Consider the following 22,439-nt stretch of genomic DNA (forward strand, 5'->3'; position numbering starts at 1 on the left):
TGAGTCTAAAGTCAGAAGATAAATATTGACTTAAGACTCTGGACTCAAGACTATCGACTAATAACGCTACCTTCACCGGATTGGAACTTATATTTAACGAATTGATAGATAGTTACCTTTCCGACAAGGTAGGGGTAACTAAAGATTTTCTTAGCGTAGCGCTGGCCGCTGACCTAACCGCAAATTTGCACCGGCTTTATGATGGCGATAAATTATTGTCGGCAGGTACAGGCAATAAACCACTAGTAAATCATAACAAGCAATTAAGAGGGGATAAGATCCATTGGCTTGACAGGCTGCACAAAGATGTTCATGAGGATGCATTTTTCGACCTGATGGATCTTTTTGTAGCCTACCTGAACCAAACCTGCTACGCCGGCATCACCGGGTATGAGTTTCATTATACGCTTTACGAAAAAGGCAGCTTTTACGGCAGACACCTGGACCGTTTCAAAAATAATGGCGACCGGGCCTATTCAATGGTGATGTATTTGAATAAGGGATGGATAAAGAAGGATGGCGGCGAATTGCGGATTTATCATTTGGATAAGCAGCAGGACATTGAACCCCTGAATGGTAACAGCATCTTTTTTAAAAGTGATGAGCTGGAGCATGAAGTGCTGCTGACCAACAAATCAAGAATGAGTATAACCGGCTGGCTGAAGACCAACTAATATGTTTCATCAAAAAGAATATATTTGCCTATAGGCGACAATGCCCGTCATTACCTAAAATTAAACCTCTACAATGAAGAATAGGTTTTATAAGACAAAAACTTTTAAGGCAATTTGCTTTTTATGTTTCGTTGCTGCAGCGATATTTGCAAACGCGCCTGTGGCTGCTGCTCAAAATATGACAAGTCCCGATATTTCAAAAATAATTGATCTCTGGCCAAAGGACAGGTTGATCGATACTGCGTACGGCCATAAACTGGTGGAGCATGATGTTACCAAACCAACCGACGATAAGGTCCAGGAGAAAAGCGTGATCCGTTTGGGTGATATAACCAATGCTACGATACAAGTTTTTACGCCAAAAAATCCAAACGGTACGGCAGTGATCGTGTGCCCGGGTGGTGGATATTATATTTTGGCGATGGATTTGGAAGGAACTGAGCTTTGCACCTGGTTTAACTCGATAGGTGTTACTGCTATATTACTAAAATACCGGGTCCCTGCGCCTCCGGGAAAATTAAGATATGAGCTGCCGCTACAGGATGCACAAAGGGCATTGGGCTTGGTCAGGTTTAATGCGGCGAAATGGGGCATCAAGCCGGATCATATTGGCATTATGGGTTTCTCGGCCGGTGGCCATCTTTCGGCGCTTGTAAGCAATAGTTATGATAAGCGAACCTATCCAAAGGTTGACGCAGCCGATGATGTTAGCTGCCGGCCTGATTTTACCATATTAACTTACCCGGCATATCTTGTTGATGAGAAACATGAGGGCAAGCTGGCCCCCGAAATCGTAGTTACTCCAAAAACGCCTCCCACATTCATCATGCAAACCGAAGACGATCCGGTTAATGTGGAAAATGCCTTGTTTTATTACCTGGCGCTTAAAAAAGCCAAAGTTCCGGCAGAGATGCATTTGTATCCGACCGGTGGCCATGGCTACGGAATAAGAAGCAAAACGGGTGGTATTGGCACATACCCGCAGCTTATTGCAAAATGGCTGGCAGATAATAATTTATAGGTTTGAAATTCTGCTTTTGGAGCGCCAAAAATTGTATCAAAAACAGAGACGCACTATTCAAGCTTTTTCTTAACCTGGGCCAAATGCTCCATCTTCTTTTCCTGACGCAGTTTTACAGTTGTTTGAGTGAAATAGTGATGGCCTTCTAAAAACTTCACCTGCACGCGGTTCCACTCTGTTTCGGTGCTCAAAATTCCGAAGACGGATAGTTCTTTAAATAACTTATCTCCAATAGCGAAAAAATCGTCCCTGCCCAGGTAATCAAGGTCGGCGTCGGCGAGAATTTCTTCCAGGTGGTTTTTGGGCAGCTGCGGTATTTTAGTTGCCATAATTAAACCGCAGATTCGCTCGATTTCTTCGGCAGTATATCCAAAATTTAATAAACTCTCCTGCGCAATCCGGCACGATTCTTCCTCGTGTGCGTTTGCGCCGCGTAAAAAGCCGGAATCATGATATAAGGCCGCAGTGAGTAAAAGCTTCATTTCATAAGGGGAGATCTTTTCTTCCCGGCCTATTTCCCTGCATGAATTGTATACATCCTTTACATGGTCCACGCTATGATAAGAAAGGTGTTTGGGTAGTTCTTTCTTTAACTTCCTTAAAATAAATTTCGAGGCTTGCGTAAACTGCATGGCTACAGGGTTATTAATTGGTATACAAATGTAAAAATTAACGCAGCAATTGTGTAGTCAATAGGGGCCAATTATTAACGTGAAGTGGCGTCATACGGATAAATTGGTCTTGGTTTAAGGTATACGTTGTAAATCGTAATATCCGCCCCCGGCAAGCGCTCAATCAGTCTTTTTAAATTTTATTGTATTACGGGTTATTTTTCTTTTGTTTGTTACAATATTGTTACCTTGCCGTAAATAAATGCTCAATAAATTGAAGAACTCAAAAGCCGATATCAGCGCTCTTTGGTACAATATCTGTACTAATGATGACTTGAAGGCATTTGAGCTTATTTTTCATTTGTTAAATACACGGCTCATCAGGTTTTGTGTTTTTTACATTCACAACAAGGAAGCGGCCGAGGATATAGTATCGGAGGTATTTGTTAAATGCTGGGAAAACCGAAAGACCCTTGATCAAATCGCCAACCCTGAGACCTATTTATTTGTATCCGTAAAAAATCAGTCGCTTAATTATATAAAAAAATATTCCAGCATACACCTTGTTCAGCTAGAGGAATCGGACGAACTGGAATTTATAAATACCTACGATCCGCAAAGGGAGCTTGAAAAAAAAGAGCTTTACTTTTTAATGGATAAGGCAATAAGCTCATTACCCCCACAAGCTTCCATTATTTTCAGGCTGATAAAAGAGGACGGCATGAAATATAAGGACGTAGCAGAAATTTTGAACATCTCGCCCCGTACGGTGCAAACCCAATTGTTCAGAGCAATGAAAAAGCTGGCCGTAATACTGATCGCTCACCGCGAAGGGCAAAAACCAGCCGCAAAAAATGCCCTCTCAATTACCCAATTGGGTACCCTTGGCATGCTCCCAATTATTTTCAAAATATTTTTTTTAAACCTGTAGGCATTTTTCAAATAACTATTGTCCTTACATAAAACAGGCAATTGTTTTATTGACGATGTTGAACGAAAGATTTATAGAACTTCTTAGTAAGAAACTATCTTCAGAGCTTAGTGCGGAGGAATTGGCAGAATTTAACCGGTTTATTGCCGAAGATGAATCTTGCAGGACGCAATATGATTTTTTTAAGGACTACTGGCAGCAGAAGGATGAGCAATATGCCAATAGCGAATTGATGCTGAGCAGGATAAAGCAAAGAATAAATGTTGCTGATGAATCTTTTCAGATACATGCTGCTCCCCGCAAAACCTACCGCTTATTTATACGCAGTGCCGCGGCTGTGTCATTGGCATGCCTTACCATGTTTGGAGCTTATAAGTGGATAAAGAGAGGGCAGCAGTCAACAAACACGCTGGCCGAACTTCAAAAAACATCTACCAAACCTAAAACCCATTCCATCATTACGCTTACGGACGGAACTAAGGTTACCCTAAACGCCGAGAGTACTTTAAAATATCCGGCGTCTTTTGACGGAAGCACCCGGGAGGTATATCTTATTGGTGAAGCCTATTTTGATGTTCATAAGGATCATCAGCACCCCTTTATTATCCATACCCAAAAAATGAACGTGAAGGTGTTGGGCACGGCATTTAATGTTAAGGCTTACCCACAAGATGCTACTACTGAAACCACACTGATAAGGGGAGCTATTGAAGTTACGCTTGCCGACAGGCCATCAGACAGAATAATTTTAAAGCCTAACGAGAAACTGATATTAAAAAACCATACTGATGTAAGGCATAAGGACGTGCACAAAATAACGGCTGGCGAAAACAACGAAACGCAATACACTTTAACTACGCTTACACATTACAAAGCCAATGACACTTCGGTTATTGAAACGGCCTGGCTTAAAAATAAGCTAGTTTTTCGGAACGAAGACTTCAGTACGCTTGCTGAACGGATGCAGCGCTGGTATGGCGTAAATATCATTTTTGAAAATGAAGAACTAAAGCAATATCGCTTTAACGGAGTTTTCGAAAATGAAACCATTGATCAGGCGCTTTTTGCCCTAAAACTTACCGAAAGTTTCCATTACAAGATTCAGAATTCAAATGTTTATATCTATTAAATCAAACTATGGTGTGCCTATGAGAATAAATTAACCAAAAAATAAACGGGACTTACCTGGTGGTAAAATCCCGCTCAAGATGACTAACGAAAATTATTAAAGCAGATTCCCTGGCCGGAACTCTGCTATTTATCACCTTTAATTCAGTAAAAATATGAAAATTTTTAAACACCCCATGGGTGTAAGAGAAAAGTATTGGCTATTAAAGTCCTTATTAATAATGAAACTAACATTTGCATTAATATTGTTCTTCAATCTTCAATCAGTTGCAAGTGTATATTCCCAAACTAAGGTTACATTAAACCTAAAATCAACCAGTTTTAAAAAGGTATTATCAACTATTGAGCGTCAAAGCAGCTATCACTTTGTTTATAGCGAACGAAAAATACCGACCGATAAAATAATAAACCTTAATGTAAACGATGAAGAGGTTACCACGGTTTTAAATAAGATTTTAGTAAACTCGGGATTTACCTTCAATGAGCTTGAAAATCACTTAGTGGTGATAACTCCGGTCGGTGAAAGTTTGATCCCGATAAAAGTTTCCGGCAAGGTACTTGACGAGGAGGGTACCCCCCTTATTGGTGCGTCTGTTAAGATAAAGGGAACAACTACAGGCGCTATTACGGATGTAAACGGCGCCTTTAGCCTCGATGTACCTGACGATGGAACATTGGTTGTAAGTTATATCGGCTACCAAACCCAGGAAGTTGCTGTTGGCGGTAAAAACCTTATCAACATTACGCTGAAAAACTCAGGCAAGCTGAACGAAGTCGTGGTAACTGCGCTTGGAATTAAAAGGCAAGAGAAACAATTAGGATATTCTATTACCCAGGTAAGCGGTGAAGAAGTATCAACGACGCGCGAACCGACGTTCATAAACTCGCTGGAAGGTAAGGTAGCGGGTTTGGTTATACAATCACCACCAAACGGCCCGGGAGGCTCATCGCGTGTGATATTACGCGGAACCTCAAATATTTCGGGATCGCAACCACTTTATGTTATAGATGGAGTACTGATTAACAGCGACACCCGTGAAAATACCAATGATGGCGGCAAATATTATGGCGGCTCAGATCCCGGTGATGGCTTGTCATCCATAAACCCGGATGATATCGAGACCATCAGTATCCTGAAGGGCGCGTCGGCAGCAGCACTTTACGGCGGGCAGGCGCAGGCGGGCGTTATATTGATCACCACAAAAAAAGGAAAGAAAAATCAAGGCTTCGGCATAACCTTTAACAGCAATACCGTGCTGGAAAGAATGGTGCCTTATGATGATCTGCAATACACCTATGGCCGTGGGTATTTGGGAAGGCCTTATACGCCGGCTGACTATTCTGACCCGATATTTTACGGACAATTAGCCGATAACTCGGGCGATGCACCGGGATGGTCATGGGGCGGTAAACTTGACGGTAGGCCATTTTTGGACATCGACGGTAAAACAAAACCTTATGTGGCACAAAAGGCCTCTACAAATTTCGATAGGTTTTTCAGAACTGGTGTTACTACAACCAATAGTGTAGCCCTTACTAAAGGGCTTGATAACGGGTCGTACCGTGTATCAATTTCAGATACCAAGGACAATCTGCCTACACCTGGTGAAAGCTATGACCGTTACAATGGTGTTTTTAGGTTGGTGCAGGATTATGGTACCAAACTGCATACCGATTTTAAGGTTGATCTCTCTAGAACCAGCCGCTACAATGCGCCATTATTGCGTAGTGACGGCCGTGGTTCATTCAGCCTTGCTTACCCGCGTATAGCCAACACCACCGACATCAGGTTGCTGGATGATAAAAATGCTGCCGGAGGTTTCGTTTCAACCTACAATGCGAATCCATATTTACAGATAGAAGATGTAACCAATAACCAGATTCAGAACCGTGCGTTAACCTCAGCTAATATCACTTATGATATTACCAAGCATTTCCATGCTAACGTGGTTGCAGGTTATGACTATATAAACACCAACGCTTTGTTTGTTGTTAAGCCCAACAACATAGCCAACACAGATGGTGTTTACAGAACCACAACTATTGAGCAACAGCGGTCGGACGTGAGGGGTTTATTGTCTTACGAGAACAAGTACAAAAACTTTACTTTTAGCTCGTTTGTAGGCGGCGAACTGGAGCAGTCGCAGCAGTACTCAATCGATTTGTATTCCCAGGGCCTTGCTGATCCCAATTTGCTGAATTTTAACAATGCCAGTAATGTACACTTGCCTACTGAATTGCACGGACCAAGATCAAAAGTAAATTCAGTTTTTGGAGAGGTTCAATTTGGATATAACGATTACCTTTTCCTGGAGGCAACAGGCCGTAACGACTGGTACTCTGCACTTGCATCAACACGCCCCAACTTTAAGCTGAATTTATTTTACCCATCGGTTAATTTAAGTTACGTGTTTACCCAGGCGCTTAATATAGAGTCTTCAGTGCTTTCATTCGGTAAGCTAAGGGCCTCTTACGGACAAACCGGCAGCAATCCTATCCCGGGCTTTACCGATCTGACGTTTACGCTAAAAGCGCCTGTGAATGGTATTACCAATGCACAGATCACTGGTTCAACAGTGCCGCCGCCAAGCCTTAAGCCAGAAACAACAACTGAAACTGAAGTTGGTACTGAGCTAAGGTTCTTTAACGATAGAATAGCTTTTGATTTTGCTTACTACTACAAAAAATCGGATAATTTCCTGCTTCCATCAACCGTGAGTGTTACTACAACATTCAACTCGGTATATGTTAACGGCGGTTCAATGTATAACAAGGGGATTGAGATGCTTTTAACCGGCAGCCCTGTAAAAACAAAGAATTTTAGCTGGAATGTTAGCGTAAACGCCGCTAAAAATAAAAACATGGTGACCGCGCTGATCCCTGAACTTGCAGCTAATGGACTTAACCTTTACTACAATATCGCTGCAAGGGTTGGTTATCCATTTGGGTCGATATTTGGAAGCACTTTCCTAAAGAATGCCCAGGGACAAAACGTTTATATTCCTGTTAATTCAAGATATGGTACTTCTGACCCCACACAGCCTAATGATGCAGTAATAAAAGCGGTTGACAATAACCAATCATACCTTGGAAATCCGAATCCAAACTGGTCTGGGGGTATTACCAACACGTTCAATTATAAAAACTTCTCCTTCAGCTTCCTGATTGATGCGCAATTTGGCGGCCAGATCTATGAAGCAGGTGCCCGCTGGACAAACTACTTCGGTAATTCACAGGCATCGTTGCTGGGCAGGGATGGCACTTATATTCCTACAGGTGTAATTAACACCGGTACTGCAAGTGCGCCGGTATATGTTAAAAATACCTTGCCATACAGCGCGTACATACAATACAACGACGGCGGTAATGCTGATAAGAGTGCGGACGAGGCACATGTTTTCAGCCGCACGTTTGAAAAATTACGCCAGGTATCATTCGGTTATACACTGCCGAAGGATGTATTGACAGGCACCTTTGTAAGATCAGTGACCTTCTCATTGATTGCGCGGAACCTGTTTTACATTCATAAGGCATTGCCAACGTTTGACCCGGAAGCATCGGATAGTATCGGCAGCGGCTATGGCTGGGATACAGGTGCGCTCCCTTCAAGCAGAACCTATGGTTTTAACCTGAATATCACTTTTTAATTAGAAAGGAGAAAAATATCATGAAAAAAATAACGAACAGCATTTTATTGTTCTTTTTTATAGCATTTGTATTTACATCGTGTACCAAAGATTTCGCTAAGTATAACTTAAGCCCCGACGCCATATCAAGTGTGTCGCCAGGTGCCTTGTTTTCAGACGCGACAGTTAATACTTCTACTACAGACATGTTTCCGCGTACGGCTTATTGCCATGCCTTTATGCAGTATGGCTATGCTAATGACTGGCCCGGAAATGCCTATGTATCTACAGATGACGTAAATTCACGCTACTGGAATAATTTCTACCGCCCGTCATTAAACGACCTGGAATATGTAATTCCTGTTTTGAAAACCCGTACCGATCTGCAAAGTACTTATGCAGCGGCCAGGATCTGGAGGGTATTCATTTTTCAAAAACTGACCGACTATTATGGCGACATTCCATACAGCCAGGCCGGTAAAGCGTTAACTGATAAGATTTTTACCCCTGTTTACGACCCGCAGCAGCAGATCTACGCCGATTTTGTGAAGGAGTTAAGGGAATCAATTGCGCTTTTAAATGCCAATTCAAGTCAAAAAGTAATCGGCGACCAGTTTTATGCCGGGAGTAGTTCGCAATGGGCAAAATTGGGTGCTTCACTATTGCTGCGTGTTGGTATGCGCATGATAAAGGTTGACCCAACGCAGGCTGCCACACTTGCCAAGGAAGCCGTTGCAGATGGGGTTATGAGCAGCAATGCCGACATGCCGATATTATTGCACAATGCTGCATCGCCGAATGGTTTCAATTTTACGCTTAACGATGGTGTGAACCATTTCTTTTTGCACAAAACGCTTATTACACAAATGAAGGTTTCAGGCGACCCGCGTTTGCAGATTTATGGGGCGGTATATGATACTTTTGTGGCCAACAGCGGCAGTATCCAGTCAACCGATACCACCAAATATATTGGTTACAGCTTTAATGCCGCCGATCCAATACCGAACACAAGGGTAAATTACCCTGTATTCGGTCCCTTAGCAACGCCGTTTTTTGACTTTCCTTATGCTGAAGTAGCATTTTTGGAGGCGGAGGCTGTGGTACGTGGCTATATCTCGGGCGATGCCAATGCATTTTACCAGGCTGGGATTACAGCGCATATGAAATCGCTTGCTTTGTTGCCAACTAACCCAACAATAAGCGATGTGCAGATCTCGGCTTACCTGGCTAAAAATCCGTTTCCGGCAACGTCTGAAGCACAAATTGCCCGCATAAATACCGAATTTTGGCTTACCGGCTTTATATTTGATGCTGATGAGGTATGGGCCAACTGGCGCCGTACCGGCTATCCTGTATTAAAGCCTGTTCCCAATTCATCTGGTTCTATTCCCCGCAAAATCCCATATCCGCTAAGCGAGTTCCAGTTAAATAGCGCCAACGTGAATGCCGCATTGGCCAATTACGGTGGCACTAATGACTTTAACGCTAAAGCCCGCGTGTGGTGGGATAAATAATACTAATAAAAGTTAGGTTTTGATTGGTTTGAGTGGCCGTTCCGGGTAATATCCGGAGCGGCCTTTTTTTTGTGGCTATTTTCCGGACTATGTAACTGGAAAAGTAAATGTGCGATCATCCCAAATTCTCAGGACTAAAAATTAGCGGAGATGCAACTGTTTGATTTTCAGCGAAAAAATAGTTGTCAATCGTAACAATTGTATGATGCAACCAGCTTAACAAGAATGTTACTATAGGGTAATTTGTTTTTTTACCACATTTGTTGCGCCCCTATTAAGATAACCGGAAGTCCCCGCGCAACCGCCGATTCCTGGCTATCGCTATAATATTAAAGCAAGTTTAATTTTTTACACACATCGTTCTTAATCAGAATGTTGTATAGCTTTTTTTATGGATAACATCCGCTTTAAAATACTGATCTCCTGTTTGTGCTGCCTGCCGCTAAGCGCTTTATGCCAGGTGAAGCAAAAAAACAACTTACCGCCGGTTACCCAGCCCGATACCAGCAAAAATACCTTGTTAATCCCCTTTAATCCGCAGGACACGGGTAAAAACAGCTCGGGCCAATTCCTCACCCTGCAGCAATGTATCGACTATGCCATGATCCACCAGCCGGGAGTGAATAAGGCTTCGATAAACGTTAGCATCGCTAAAGAAACCAACGGCGTAAATTTGGCTGGGTGGCTGCCGCAGGCGACCGCCTCTGGCGATCTGATCCATTACCTGCAAACATCCAGCAATGGAGCCGCCGCTACAACGGGCACAACTACGCCAACCGGCGCATCAACAACAAGCTCAAGAACGCAGTACACCAATACATTTATTCCTGGCATTGCGGTTTCGCAGGCTATTTTTAGCCCAAGCCTGTTGTATGCCTATAAAAGCGCTCCTTTATATTTAAAACAAGCACAGCAGGTTACGGATAGCACTAAGATCTTTTTGGTGTCGTCTGTCAGTAAAGCCTTTTACAATGTGCTGCTTACGCTGGAGCAGATCAACGTGTTAAAGGAAGATACTACCCGCCTCGGTAAAAATCTGCGGGATGCTTACCATCAATATAAGGGCGGCATAGTTGACGAAACCGACTACGAGGAAGCCGCAATAAGCCTCAATAACTCTAAGGCGCAACTGAAACAGGCCAACGAAAACGTTGTGCCGCAATATGCTGCATTAAAACAGTTGATGGGTTTTGAGCTGGATAAAGAGTTTAACGTGAGCTTTGATACCGTGCAAATGATCAAAGGCATTTATATTGATACAACACAGCAATTGCAATATGAAAAACGCATTGAGTTTCAACAGGTGCAAACCAGCAAGGCGCTGCAAACGCAACTGGTAAATTATTACCGCACATCGTTTTTGCCAACGCTTTCGGCATTTTATAATTACAACCTTGCTTTCGAAAGCAACAAGTATTCGAACCTGCTGTCCAATTCGTATCCAAGCCAGCTAATAGGCCTGTCATTTAGCATCCCAATCTTTACCGGGTTTGCCCGCGTCCACAATCTTCAAAAGGCCAAATTGCAGGAGCAGGTAATCGGCTGGGATGAAACAGATCTTAAACTCCAGATAAACAAGGAATATAAAACCGCCCTGGCTAACTATAAAAGCAATTTTTATAACCTGCAATTGCTGCAGAAAAATGTGGCTATGGCAAAGCGCGTATACTTTGTAGTAACACTCCAATACAAGCAGGGCATTGTGCCTTATTTAAATGTGATCACTGCCGAATCGAACCTAATAACATCGGAAACGAGCTACCTGAATGCCCTGTTCCAGCTGTTATCGAGCAAAATCGATCTTGAAAAATCAATGGGAACTATCTCTTATTAATATTAAAACAACCTCCTCAATGAATAGAGCAATATTGAATGCTATTTTTTTAAGCTGCCTGGCAATTACCGCCTGTAAAAAAAAGCAACCACCAGTAAACCCCGAAGTACCGGTTAACCTGATAAAGTTACAATCGAAAAACGTTTTATACTTTGATAACTATCCCTCAACCACGGCGGCGTTGAGCCAGGTTGCCCTGCTGCCCCAGGTACAGGGCGCCATTACCGGGATCTTTTTTACCGAAGGCACCAACGTTAGAAAAGGACAAAAACTTTATGAAATAGATCAGCGCATCTACCTTGATAACTACGATGCCGCCGTCGCCAACGCAAAGGTAGCCGAAGGGAACCTGGTACAGGCCCAGCAGGATGCCGACAGGTACGAATACCTGAATAAATACAATGCGGTGGCCAAACAACAATATGACCACGCTATAATTACGCTTGAAAATGCCAAGAGCTCCGTAAAGGCGGCTGAACAGACAGTAAAAACGGCAAAGACAAATCTGACATACTCCATCGTTACCGCGCCTTTCGATGGGACGATTGGCTTTAGCCAGGTTAAGCTTGGCAACGTGGTTACGCCGGGATCGACCGTTTTAAATACCATCTCAACTGTTGACCCTGTTGCCGTTGACTTTATCGTTAATGAAAAACAATTACCGCATTTTGAAAAACTGCAGGACGGCAAAAAAAATGTCGACTCCTTATTCACCATTCTTTTACCTGATAACAGCCTGTATCCATACACAGGTAAGATCTCGGTGATTGATCGCGCGGTTGATTCGCAAACCGGATCGATCAGGGTGAGGCTGGTATTCCCTAATCCTAAAAACCTGTTGCGGGTGGGCATGAGCTGCGTAGTGAGGGTGCACAACCAGGAAAATACACCGCAAATGATATTACCGAGCAAGGCGGTTGTTGAGCAAATGGGCGAGTATTTTGTGTTTATGGCGAAGGACAGCATGATTAACGATAAAACCGGCCCCGACACTACCAAAAAGATTAAGGCGTTGGTTGCCGCTCAGAAAAAAGTAATGGTTGGTCAAACTATCGGGCCCAATGTTATTATAAAAAGCGGTTTAACGCCCGGCAGCAGGATAGTTACAGACGGGGTTCAGCTATTGCATGACGGCTCGCAAATTACTACTGCTAACAAGGTTGCTCCGGCACAAGGTAAAGGCAGCAAGTAATAAAATCACGCAGTTTATGCTGCATTTATTTAGATGAAATTAAAGTATGATCGCTAATACCTTCATAAAAAGACCCGTTACAGCTATAGTAATATCTATTGTACTGGTAATTACGGGTGTTGTATGTATCCTGCTGCTGCCTATTGACCAGTACCCGGATATTACCCCGCCTATAGTGACGGTTAACGGGCAGTTTACGGGTGCAGATGCCCAAACGGTAGAACAAACCGTGGCCACGCCCATAGAGGAACAGGTGAACGGAACGCCGGGCATGGAGTACATGCAAAGCAACAGCACCAACAACGGGCTGATGTCAATGAATGTTACCTTTAAAATAGGTACCGATATTGATGTTGCTGCGCTTGATGTACAAAACCGGGTAAGTATTGCCACTCCGCTGATGCCAGCGGTAGTAAGTCGTTTAGGCTTAACCGTGCGTGCGCTTAATCCAAGTATGCTGATGATGGTAGCCATTTATGCGCCAAAAAATTCGCACAACATCACTTTTTTAGATAACTACACCAATATATTTATACAGGATGCTTTGCTACGCGTGCCGGGTGTTGGCAGCATTAATCGCTTTACAGACGATTTTAGTATGCGGATCTGGATGAACCCGGAGAAAATGGCTTCATACAGCCTTACGCCAACTGACGTTATCAATGCGCTTAATGCCCAAAATGTACAGGTAGCAGCCGGAACAGCCGGTGTGCCGCCGCAATCCTCAAGTCAGACCTATGAGCTCGGGATTTTGGTGAACGGGCGTTTAAGTAAAGTGTCGGAGTTTGAGAACATCGTTGTAAAAACAATCCCTGCCACCGGCGCACTGGTGTATCTTAAAGACGTGGCGCGGGTTGAACTGGGAAAATTCACTTTTTCCAGCAACTCTTTTGTTGACGGGCACCGGGCATCATACCTGCAAATTTACCAGGCGCCGGGTAGTAATGCACTTGAAACAGCTAAGGGCGTTTATGACGAACTCGCAAAGCTGAGACAAACCTTCCCCGCGGATGTTGAATACAGCGTTCCGTTCGAATCGGTTACGGTGGTAAAGGTTTCTATGCAGGATGTTGTAGGTACTTTGTTGAAAACCCTGGGACTGGTTGCCGTGGTGGTATTCTTGTTCTTGCAAAACTGGCGATCAACATTGATCCCTGTACTGGCAATCCCGGTATCCATCTTCGGGACGTTCTGCTTTTTTATACCGCTGGGCTTTACCATTAACACGTTAACCATGTTTGGCTTTGTGCTGGCGATAGGTATTGTAGTGGATGATGCCATTATTGTGGTGGAGGCTGTACAGCATTATATCGACCATGATAAGATGTCGGCCAAGGAGGCTACCTACCAGGCCATGAAGGACATCTCGGCGCCGGTAGTGGCCATTGCGCTCATCCTTGCAGCGGTGTTCGTTCCCGTTGGCTTTATTCCTGGTATCGTGGGCCGTTTGTACCAGCAATTTGCCATCACCATAGCTATCTCGGTTATGATATCAGCATTTATAGCGCTGTCGTTAACACCTGCATTGTGTACATTGTTATTAAAACCAACCGATCCATCCAAACAGCAAAAAGGATTAAATAAATATTTCAATAAATTTAATGCCTGGTTCGACAGGATCACTGCCCGGTATACCAATGGCGTAAAATCGAGCATAAAGGGATCTAGGTACATTATTATTTTACTGTTATGCCTTTGTGCAGGCGCTTACTTTATGTTCCAGATGAAGCCATCGGGCTTTATCCCGTCGGAAGACGACGGCAACCTGTATGTAACCTTCCAATTGCCGCCGGCCGCATCAACAGCAGCTTCTGTAGAAGTAATGAATAAGCTGATGAAGGTAATTGGCAGCACGCCAGGTGTAGCACATTATGCAGCATTATCCGGACTTAACGTGGTAACCAATGCCAGTAACTCCAACAACGGCACCATCTATTGCCAGCTCGCACCATGGGACGATCGTTCAAAATCGAGCGAACAGGTGCCGGGTATAATCGGTGTGCTGCAGAAGCGGATCCAAGATGCTGGGATCAATAATGCTAACGTTGAGGTTATTCAACCGTCACCATTACCCGGTGTTGGCTCAACAGTTGGCTTCAGTATGCAGATAGAACAGCGCAGCACTAACGACGATGTACATGCCTTTGAAAAAGTTGTGAACGATTTTGTAGCTCGTGCAAATAAAAACCCGGCTATAACCAAGGCATACACGTTTTTTACAGCGCATACACCAAATGTGAGCCTGAATGTTGATCGCGAAAAATGCGAAAAACTGGGGGTAAACGTTGCAGATGTTTTTACTACCATACAGGCTTATATGGGCAGTTTGTATATTAATGACTTTACTACTTATAACCGTACCTTCCATGTAGTTGTACAGGCCGATACGGCATTCCGTACCCTGGTGTCTGATATGGATAAGTATTATGTGCGTAACCAGGCAGGCACCATGGTTCCGCTGGGTACGGTCATCAGCTATAAGCCAACAGAGGCCGCGCCGCTCATCTCGCACTTTAATATTTTCCGTACTGCCGAGGTAGACGGATCAAATGCGGATGGCTACAGCAGCAGCCAGGCGCTGGCAGCCTTGCAGGAACTTGCCAAAACATTACCTGAGGGTTATACTTATGAGTTTTCTGGCTTAAGCTATGAGGAGCAAAAGGCTGGCTCAACTACCATTTACATCTTCCTGTTCTCGATAACGTTCGTGTTCCTGTTCCTGGCAGCGCTTTATGAAAGCTGGTCGGTGCCGTTTTCTGTGTTACTGGCCGTGCCTATCGGCGCGTTCGGGGCTATACTGGCACTGTTAATGGTACCGGGACTCACCAATAACGTTTATGCACAAATAGGTTTAATAACACTGATAGGTCTTGCAGCCAAAAACGCCATCCTGATTGTAGAGTTTGCAAAGGTGCGGGTTGACAGGGGGGAAGACCTCATCAAATCAACCCTCGACGCGGTGAGCTTGCGGTTACGACCAATCATCATGACTTCGCTGGCGTTTATACTTGGCGTACTGCCGCTCGTGCTGGCCACGGGTGCCGGCGCAGTAGCCAGGCGTACCATCGGCTTTACAGTATTGGGCGGGATGCTTGCCGCATCAACCATAGCCATATTTGTGGTGCCGGTACTGTACGTAGTAATCACCCGCTTGTCGTACGGAAAAGAACAGCTGGAGTACCTGAAATCGCACCACGAGGAATTGATGGAAAAAGCAAGAAAGGTGGAAGCACAAAATATTGACCCCGAGCTGGAATACGAGATTGAAAAATCGCGCTCGCTTAGTAACCCCGATCATATATGATTGCAAATACCTTCATAAAACGACCGGTTACTGCTATCGTAATCTCGATAGTGTTGATGATCTCGGGTACGATATGCCTTTTTAACCTGGCTGTCGACCAGTATCCCAACATATCACCGCCCAGCGTTTCGGTAAATGGCTCCTATACGGGTGCCGATGCACAAACCGTGGAGCAAACAGTAGCCATCCCGGTTGAAGAGCAGATAAACGGAACCCCCGGCATGGAGTACATGACCAGCACCAGCACCAATAGCGGCGGTGTAGGTGTAAGGGTGACCTTCAACATTGGTACCAATGTACAAATTGCGGCATTGAACGTGCAAAACCGTGTTGGAATTGCCAAGCCCATATTGCCCTCGGTTGTGAGTAAGCTTGGCTTAACGGTGCGTGCAAGTAACCCGGATCAGTTGATGCTGATTGCTATTTATTCGCCAAAGAAAACGCATAACATTACCTTCCTGGATAACTATACCAATACATTTATTGAGGACGCGATATTGCGCGTTCCCGGAGTTGGGGATGTTAGTGCACGTACGGATAACTTCAGCATGAGGATCTGGATGAATCCCGAAAAAATGGCCTCGTACAATTTAACGCCGGCAGATGTTACAGCGGCACTGGATGCCCAAAATGTGTACGTTGCAGCCGGTTCAGCAGGTGCACCTCCCCAGAAATCAAACCAGGCAAACGAGATAGGAATACTGGTTAACGGGATGCTCAGTAAAGTGCCGGAATATGAAAAGATTGTTGTGAAATCAATCCCGGCAACGGGTCAGCTGGTATATCTAAGGGACATCGCGCGTGTTGAGCTTGGGAAATTTACATTCTCCAGCAACGCCTTTGCGGATGGGAACCGCTGCTCAACCATCCAGGTGTACCAATCGCCTGGGAGTAACGCCCTTCAGACCGCCGAAAACGTGTACGCAGAGCTCGCAAAGCTAAAAAAATCATTCCCCTCCGATGTGGATTACACCATACCGTTCGAGTCGGTAACCATCATAAAGGTTTCGATGCAGGAGGTGATAGGTACCCTGCTTAAGGCGCTCGGACTGGTGGCGATCGTTGTATTCCTGTTCCTGCAAAACTGGCGTTCATCGCTTATCCCAATCCTGGCTATCCCGGTATCTATCCTGGCAACATTTTGCTTTTTTATCCCGCTTGGCTTCACCATAAATACATTAACCATGTTTGGCTTCGTGCTGGCTATCGGGATTGTTGTGGATGATGCCATCATAGTGGTGGAGGCTGTGCAACATTATATTGATGAGCAGCACATGTCGCCGAAAGAGGCCACCTACCATGCCATGAAGGAGATTTCTGCCCCTGTTGTTGCAATCGCGCTTATCCTGGCATCGGTGTTTGTGCCGGTCGGTTTTATTCCCGGTATTGTGGGCCGTTTATACCAGCAATTTGCTATAACAATAGCCATTTCGGTTATGTTCTCTGCCTTTATTGCGCTTTCGTTAACGCCTGCTTTATGTACGCTGCTTTTACGGCCGAGCCATGTCAGCAAAAAATCGTCAAACTGGCTGGATAAGTTCTTTTATCATTTTAACACCTGGTTTGAAAAGGTGACCTTCAAATACTCCAACGGCGTAAAGCGGAGTATAAAAAATACAAGGTTTGTCATTATTATTCTTGTCTGCATTTGCGCCGGCACCATCTTTTTATTCAAGGCAAAGCCATCAGGTTTTGTGCCGTCCGAAGATGGGGGACGGCTTTTTGTTACTTACCAACTCCCCGAGGCATCATCAACCACGCAATCTGTCAACGTGATGGAAAAGCTGATGAAGATTGTGGGTTCAACGCCCGGGATTTTACACTATACGGCCATATCCGGCTTTAATATATTAAACGGCGGCGCCAACTCAAACAATGGGTCGATGTTTTGTATGCTCACGCCATGGGATGACCGTACCACCAAGGCAACGCAGGTTGAAGGTATAACCGCCAACATAAAAAAGCGCATCGCCAAGGCGGGGATAAAAAATGCCAACGTGGTGGTGATCCAGCCGCCGCCGATCCGCGGGATAGGCCTTGCTGCCGGGTTCAGTATGCAAATTGAACAGGGAAACTCAACAGACGATATTCACCAGTTTGAAAAAACCGTGAAGAAATTTGTAGCGGAAGCACATAAAATTCCTGCTATAGCAACTTCATTTAGTTATTTTTCGGCGCATACACCAAGTTATGACCTTACGGTCGACAGGGAAAAATGTCAAAAATTGGGAGTGAATATCTCCGATGTTTTTTCAACCATGCAGGCGTTTATGGGAAGCTTGTTTGTAAACAACTTTACGTTGTACAACAGAACTTATCACGTAGTGGTGCAGGCCGATACCACTTACCGCGCGCTCATCAGCAATATGGACAAATATTATGTCCGGAATTCAGTGGGCAATATGGTTCCGCTCAGCACGGTAATCCATTACAAGCCTACCGTTGCCGCGCCGCTGATCTCGCACTTTAACATTTTTCGATCGGCAGAAGTTGACGGAGCGATCCCCGAAGGTTACAGCAGCGGGCAAAGTTTGGACGCCTTAAAAGCGCTGGCGAAAAAAGCCCTGCCGCGCGGGTATACCATTGATTTTTCGGGTTTAAGCTATGAGGAGATCAAAGCAGGATCAACTACTATTTATATCTTCCTGTTTTGTATCACTTTTGTATTCCTGTTCCTTGCTGCGCTGTATGAAAGCTGGTCGGTGCCGTTTTCGGTGATGCTGGCGGTGCCAATTAGTGCATTTGGTGCGATATTGGCGCTTACCTGTATCCCCGCTCTTACCAATAACGTTTATGCACAAATAGGCCTGATCACGCTAATTGGCTTGTCGGCCAAAAACGCCATCCTGATTGTTGAATTTGCTAAAATAAGGGTAGATCGGGGGGAGGAACTCATCAAATCGACACTCGAAGCTGTGCGTTTACGTTTGCGCCCTATTATCATGACTTCGCTGGCATTTATCCTCGGTGTATTGCCGCTTGCCCTGGCAACAGGCGCAGGCGCGGCTTCCCGGAACACTATTGGTGTAACCGTGTTGGGCGGCATGATCGCATCATCAACCATTTCCATTTTCATCGTACCGGTGTTATTTGTGCTTTTTACCCGTTTCTCGTACGGTAAAAAGGAATTGAAATGGCTGCAGGATCATCACGAAGAACTGATGGAAAAAGCCAAAAAAGTTGAAGAACAAAATATAGACCCTGAATTGGAATATGATATAGCTATGGCTCATGCCGAAAACAAATCATCGCGCGAGGCGCATGAACGCGACAAGCCAAACGGAAAATAATTTACCCCTATTAAATTAAATGACCCATGAAAAGCGTACAGTTGATATCGCAGCGATTAAAAAGGATCAATCATTTGTATACCAAAATGATCTCGAAGGAGCTTTCCGCCTTTGAGCTCGAACATCATTTTGAAGTATTACTGGCGCTTGCTTCCCAGGAAAAACCCGTAACGCAAAACAAACTTGCTGAGCTGCTCCAGGTCGATAAGTCGCGCATGGCGGTGATCGTTTTTGAGTTGGAAAAACGCGGGATGATGCAAATAAGCGTTAACCCAAACGACAGGCGTGAGCATTACGTATCGCTTTCGCCCTCGGCTGTCACCTCCATACCCCATATTGAATTGAGTGTTGAGAAAATAAACCAACTGGCCGAAGCCGGCATCGAGCGGCAAAAACTGATGACATTTTTCGAGGTATCAGAAATGATCCAGCAGAATTTGGTGAAAAAGGTGGCCTTTTAATTGCCCCGCTTTTTACCGCGAAATGATGAATGCTAATCGAAGTACCGTAAATGATTTTTAAGCGAACGCGCTCAATAAAAAAGCCTCGAAATAAATCTTAGCGCTTTCTTGTAGAGAAAAGGAGGATTGAATTAGAACTCAATGAAGCTTCATTGACTAAAAACGAAGATTTTATTCTAATAATTAAAGGCTTGCTTGATGTAATTGAGGAAATGGAAAATCAACAAATGAATTTGCAGAATTTTAATAAAACCATTTATTCCAAATTAGTATATTCGTTTGGTACACCCAAGTTGTAAAATAACATGAGAAAAATTGTTTTGGTGCTTTTTGTTTTGCTTTCGTCATGCTCTTTTAGTGATCAAGATAGAGCTGAGAGTTTGGTGAAGGATTATTTAAAAAAGACACTAAACGATCCCGATAGCTATGAATCGGTATCTTTTGGGAAATTGGAACCTAATTATGACACATTTATCAGCAGCAGTCCGGAAGGAAAAAGACTTGAAAAGACCGAAAATCAATTAGATAGCATAGCTACAATTTACAGGACAAAGGCTGATAGTATAAGTACATATAGTCTTGGTAATACAACCCTCCTCAATGAATATACCGCATTGAGCAAAAGCTTTCGCCGTAAAGGGGACAGCGTTGGACAAATTATTGAAGTAAAAGAAAAAAATTATCAGGGACCACTGATAGGATATACTATAACGCACACATTTAGGGCTAAAAATGGTTTTGGAGCCTTGGAGTTAAACACGAAAGATTTTATGCTTGACAGCAAGCTTACGATAGCATTTTAGTTTATTAATTACAATTGTAATCAATAGACATGTCAGTAACTTCTTCGGTTTGCACCAGCTATCCAATCAATATTGTGTTTTAATGGCGAGGCAATAGCTAATTGTTTAAAGAATATCCAAATCACGCGCTACATAATAACTGGGTACAAGTGGCCTGAAGCCGGTCTGTTTCCTGAGTTTTGAAATGTCCATTATGCCTTCAAATGGATCGTTTAGTGGCCCTTCAGCCGGGGCAAAGGCATCAGCCGCCTGTCCAACAGAATCAGCAAGCTCATATAAGGTGATGGGCGCATCATTTGCAATATTGAATATCTCCCCATTTAGCCCATCGGTATGAAGCAGTAAAGTTAACGCCTGGGCAACATCAAGGTGGTGTACCATGTGCATTCTTGAGCCTGAGTGACGTTCCCTTTTTTTTCAACGAGGAATGAATTCTTCTTTATTTGGATCATTAACGCCTCAACCTAAACCTATCCGCGACAAACGTATAACAAATCCTTTGCTTTATGACGCGACATGAATTTCTGCTGCAGCATGGCATGGTATAACTTAAAGTCATCCTGAATTACTATTTGTCATTTGCCTTGAATTATAATTACAAGGACCTTAGTTATTAATTAACCAGCTAAATTTTCGCGGGATGTATTTTCAGCTAACTATGAATACCTTATTACAATACTTCAAACCAGATCGCAGATGAGCTTTTATGTCCTCTCGTTAGTGTTAACGGCAGCCGTGCTTCATGCCTTTTGGAATTTGCTTGCCAAAAAGGCAAATGGGAAAGCTCCCTTTATCTGGCTGATGTATATTGTTAGTACTATTTTGTATTTACCGCTATTGCTTTATAGCGTAGGGCAGGGCGATAACATTTTTTCTCAGCCGGTGCTATGGCTTTCCCTGAGCAGCGCAATATTGCATATGGCCTATTTTCTCATCCTGCAAAAAGGATACAGAAGCGGCGACCTGTCTGTTGTATATCCCCTTGCACGCGGCACAGGTCCGCTGTTCTCATCACTTGCTGCCATTTTGCTTTTGCACGAACAGTTAAAATTAAAGGCAACCATCGGATTGTTCTTAATTCTTATAGGTGTATTGGTAATAACCGGCCTGAGTTTTAAGAAAGCGAACAATGCTAAAATAATGACCGGTGTGTTTTGGGGTGTATTAACCGGTTTATTTATTGCCTTGTACACCTTTAACGACACGGTTGCGATAAAAACATACGCGGTATCCCCGGTGATAATCACGTTTGTTTCAAGTGTTTTCAGCATCATCCTGCTTTTTCCGTTCGTGTGCTCGCAAGGGGATGAAATCAAAAGAGAAATTAAGCAGCACAAATGGAGCATTATAGCAATCGGCCTGTTGAGCCCGGCGGCTTACATATTGGTGTTGGAAGCCTTAAAATATGCCCCGTTAACAGTTGTTGCCCCGGCGCGGGAAACCAGCATTTTGCTGGGCGTGTTTATGGGCTCGCGGGCGCTAAATGAGAAAGATGGAAAAAGGAGGCTAATTGCCAGCGCGTTGATACTAGGGGGAATAGTTGCGTTGGGTTTGAGTTGAGTGGCGAAACCTTTATAATTAATCAGAAGTTGATGTTCTTATCATCTCCACATGTTCAATCCCGTCTTCGTCATATACTTCGCCGTCACTGACAAAACCCAGGGATGTATAGAAGGGAAGGGCGTAAGTCTGTGCGCCGATGCGGATAACCTTTGCGCCGAACAGGTCTTCACAGCCTTCTATTGCCAGTTCCATTACTTTTTTGCCGAGGCCAGTGCCCCTGAACGCAGAGGAAGTGATCACCCGTCCGATAGACACCTCCGGGAAGGATACGCCGGCCGGAACCAGCCGGCTGTAAGCCGCCAGTTTACTGCCAGAAAATAAAAGCAGGTGATAACACTGCTGATCCTTACCATCCATGTCCTGGAACACGCAATTCTGTTCAACCACGAACACCTCGCTGCGCAGGCGGAGCAGTTCATATAACTCGGTGACGTTAAGCTCCTGGAAGGATTTAATTTTATGTATGAGGTTCATCAGATCTGTTGTC

16 protein-coding genes are annotated in these 22,439 nt (G+C 44.2%); 13 read left to right on the forward strand and 3 right to left on the reverse strand.

The window, feature by feature from the left end:
* Positions 1-80 precede the first annotated feature (80 nt).
* Both KXD93_RS20805 and KXD93_RS20810 read left to right on the forward strand, forming a co-directional pair.
* Positions 81-674 (forward strand): 2OG-Fe(II) oxygenase, encoded by a 594-nt coding sequence (locus KXD93_RS20805; protein WP_258139277.1) that lies wholly within the window; start codon positions 81-83, stop codon positions 672-674.
* Positions 675-747: 73 nt separating this feature from the next.
* Positions 748-1,695, forward strand: a complete 948-nt coding sequence (locus KXD93_RS20810; RefSeq protein WP_258139278.1) for an alpha/beta hydrolase — start codon at positions 748-750, stop codon at positions 1,693-1,695.
* 53 nt (positions 1,696-1,748) lie between these two features.
* Here the strand turns inward: KXD93_RS20810 and KXD93_RS20815 are convergent, their stop codons facing one another.
* Entirely contained in the window at positions 1,749-2,327 is a 579-nt protein-coding gene (locus KXD93_RS20815) for an HD domain-containing protein (protein WP_258139279.1), read from the reverse strand.
* Positions 2,328-2,580: 253 nt separating this feature from the next.
* Between KXD93_RS20815 and KXD93_RS20820 the strand changes: the two genes are divergently transcribed.
* The 10 genes from KXD93_RS20820 (at position 2,581) to KXD93_RS20865 (ending at position 20,389) form a co-directional block, all read left to right on the forward strand.
* The gene (locus KXD93_RS20820) at positions 2,581-3,237 is read left to right on the forward strand and encodes an RNA polymerase sigma-70 factor (protein WP_258139280.1); all 657 of its coding nucleotides are present in this window, start codon (positions 2,581-2,583) and stop codon (positions 3,235-3,237) included.
* 55 nt (positions 3,238-3,292) lie between these two features.
* The gene (locus KXD93_RS20825; RefSeq protein ID WP_258139281.1) at positions 3,293-4,366 is read left to right on the forward strand and encodes a FecR family protein; all 1,074 of its coding nucleotides are present in this window, start codon (positions 3,293-3,295) and stop codon (positions 4,364-4,366) included.
* Between the two features lie 220 nt (positions 4,367-4,586).
* Positions 4,587-8,012 carry a SusC/RagA family TonB-linked outer membrane protein gene (locus tag KXD93_RS20830; protein ID WP_258139282.1) on the forward strand — a complete coding sequence of 1,142 codons (3,426 nt, stop codon included), beginning with the start codon at positions 4,587-4,589 and terminating at the stop codon, positions 8,010-8,012.
* A gap of 20 nt (positions 8,013-8,032) precedes the next feature.
* Positions 8,033-9,505, forward strand: a complete 1,473-nt coding sequence (locus KXD93_RS20835; protein ID WP_258139283.1) for a SusD/RagB family nutrient-binding outer membrane lipoprotein — start codon at positions 8,033-8,035, stop codon at positions 9,503-9,505.
* A gap of 391 nt (positions 9,506-9,896) precedes the next feature.
* Positions 9,897-11,339 (forward strand): TolC family protein, encoded by a 1,443-nt coding sequence (locus KXD93_RS20840; RefSeq protein WP_258139284.1) that lies wholly within the window; start codon positions 9,897-9,899, stop codon positions 11,337-11,339.
* A 19-nt stretch (positions 11,340-11,358) separates the two neighbouring features.
* Complete coding sequence (locus KXD93_RS20845; protein WP_258139285.1) at positions 11,359-12,531, forward strand: efflux RND transporter periplasmic adaptor subunit; 1,173 nt, start codon at positions 11,359-11,361, stop codon at positions 12,529-12,531.
* A gap of 46 nt (positions 12,532-12,577) precedes the next feature.
* The gene (locus KXD93_RS20850) at positions 12,578-15,835 is read left to right on the forward strand and encodes an efflux RND transporter permease subunit (protein ID WP_258139286.1); all 3,258 of its coding nucleotides are present in this window, start codon (positions 12,578-12,580) and stop codon (positions 15,833-15,835) included.
* Positions 15,832-19,125: an efflux RND transporter permease subunit gene (locus KXD93_RS20855; protein ID WP_258139287.1), complete on the forward strand. Its 3,294-nt coding sequence runs from the start codon at positions 15,832-15,834 to the stop codon at positions 19,123-19,125. The genes KXD93_RS20850 and KXD93_RS20855 overlap by 4 nt, the downstream gene beginning before the upstream one ends.
* Positions 19,126-19,151: 26 nt before the next feature.
* Complete coding sequence (locus KXD93_RS20860) at positions 19,152-19,586, forward strand: MarR family winged helix-turn-helix transcriptional regulator (RefSeq protein ID WP_258139288.1); 435 nt, start codon at positions 19,152-19,154, stop codon at positions 19,584-19,586.
* 305 nt (positions 19,587-19,891) lie between these two features.
* Positions 19,892-20,389, forward strand: a complete 498-nt coding sequence (locus KXD93_RS20865; RefSeq protein ID WP_258139289.1) for a hypothetical protein — start codon at positions 19,892-19,894, stop codon at positions 20,387-20,389.
* A gap of 105 nt (positions 20,390-20,494) precedes the next feature.
* Here KXD93_RS20865 and KXD93_RS20870 read toward each other — a convergent pair whose 3' ends face one another.
* Positions 20,495-20,770: an NAD-dependent epimerase/dehydratase family protein gene (locus KXD93_RS20870; RefSeq protein ID WP_258139290.1), complete on the reverse strand. Its 276-nt coding sequence runs from the start codon at positions 20,768-20,770 to the stop codon at positions 20,495-20,497.
* A gap of 315 nt (positions 20,771-21,085) precedes the next feature.
* Between KXD93_RS20870 and KXD93_RS20875 the strand changes: the two genes are divergently transcribed.
* Positions 21,086-21,949 (forward strand): DMT family transporter, encoded by an 864-nt coding sequence (locus KXD93_RS20875; RefSeq protein ID WP_258139291.1) that lies wholly within the window; start codon positions 21,086-21,088, stop codon positions 21,947-21,949.
* A gap of 18 nt (positions 21,950-21,967) precedes the next feature.
* Here the strand turns inward: KXD93_RS20875 and KXD93_RS20880 are convergent, their stop codons facing one another.
* Positions 21,968-22,426: a GNAT family N-acetyltransferase gene (locus KXD93_RS20880; RefSeq protein WP_258139292.1), complete on the reverse strand. Its 459-nt coding sequence runs from the start codon at positions 22,424-22,426 to the stop codon at positions 21,968-21,970.
* Positions 22,427-22,439 lie beyond the last annotated feature (13 nt).

This window comes from Mucilaginibacter phenanthrenivorans, assembly GCF_024721155.1.
Lineage (GTDB): Bacteria > Bacteroidota > Bacteroidia > Sphingobacteriales > Sphingobacteriaceae > Mucilaginibacter > Mucilaginibacter phenanthrenivorans.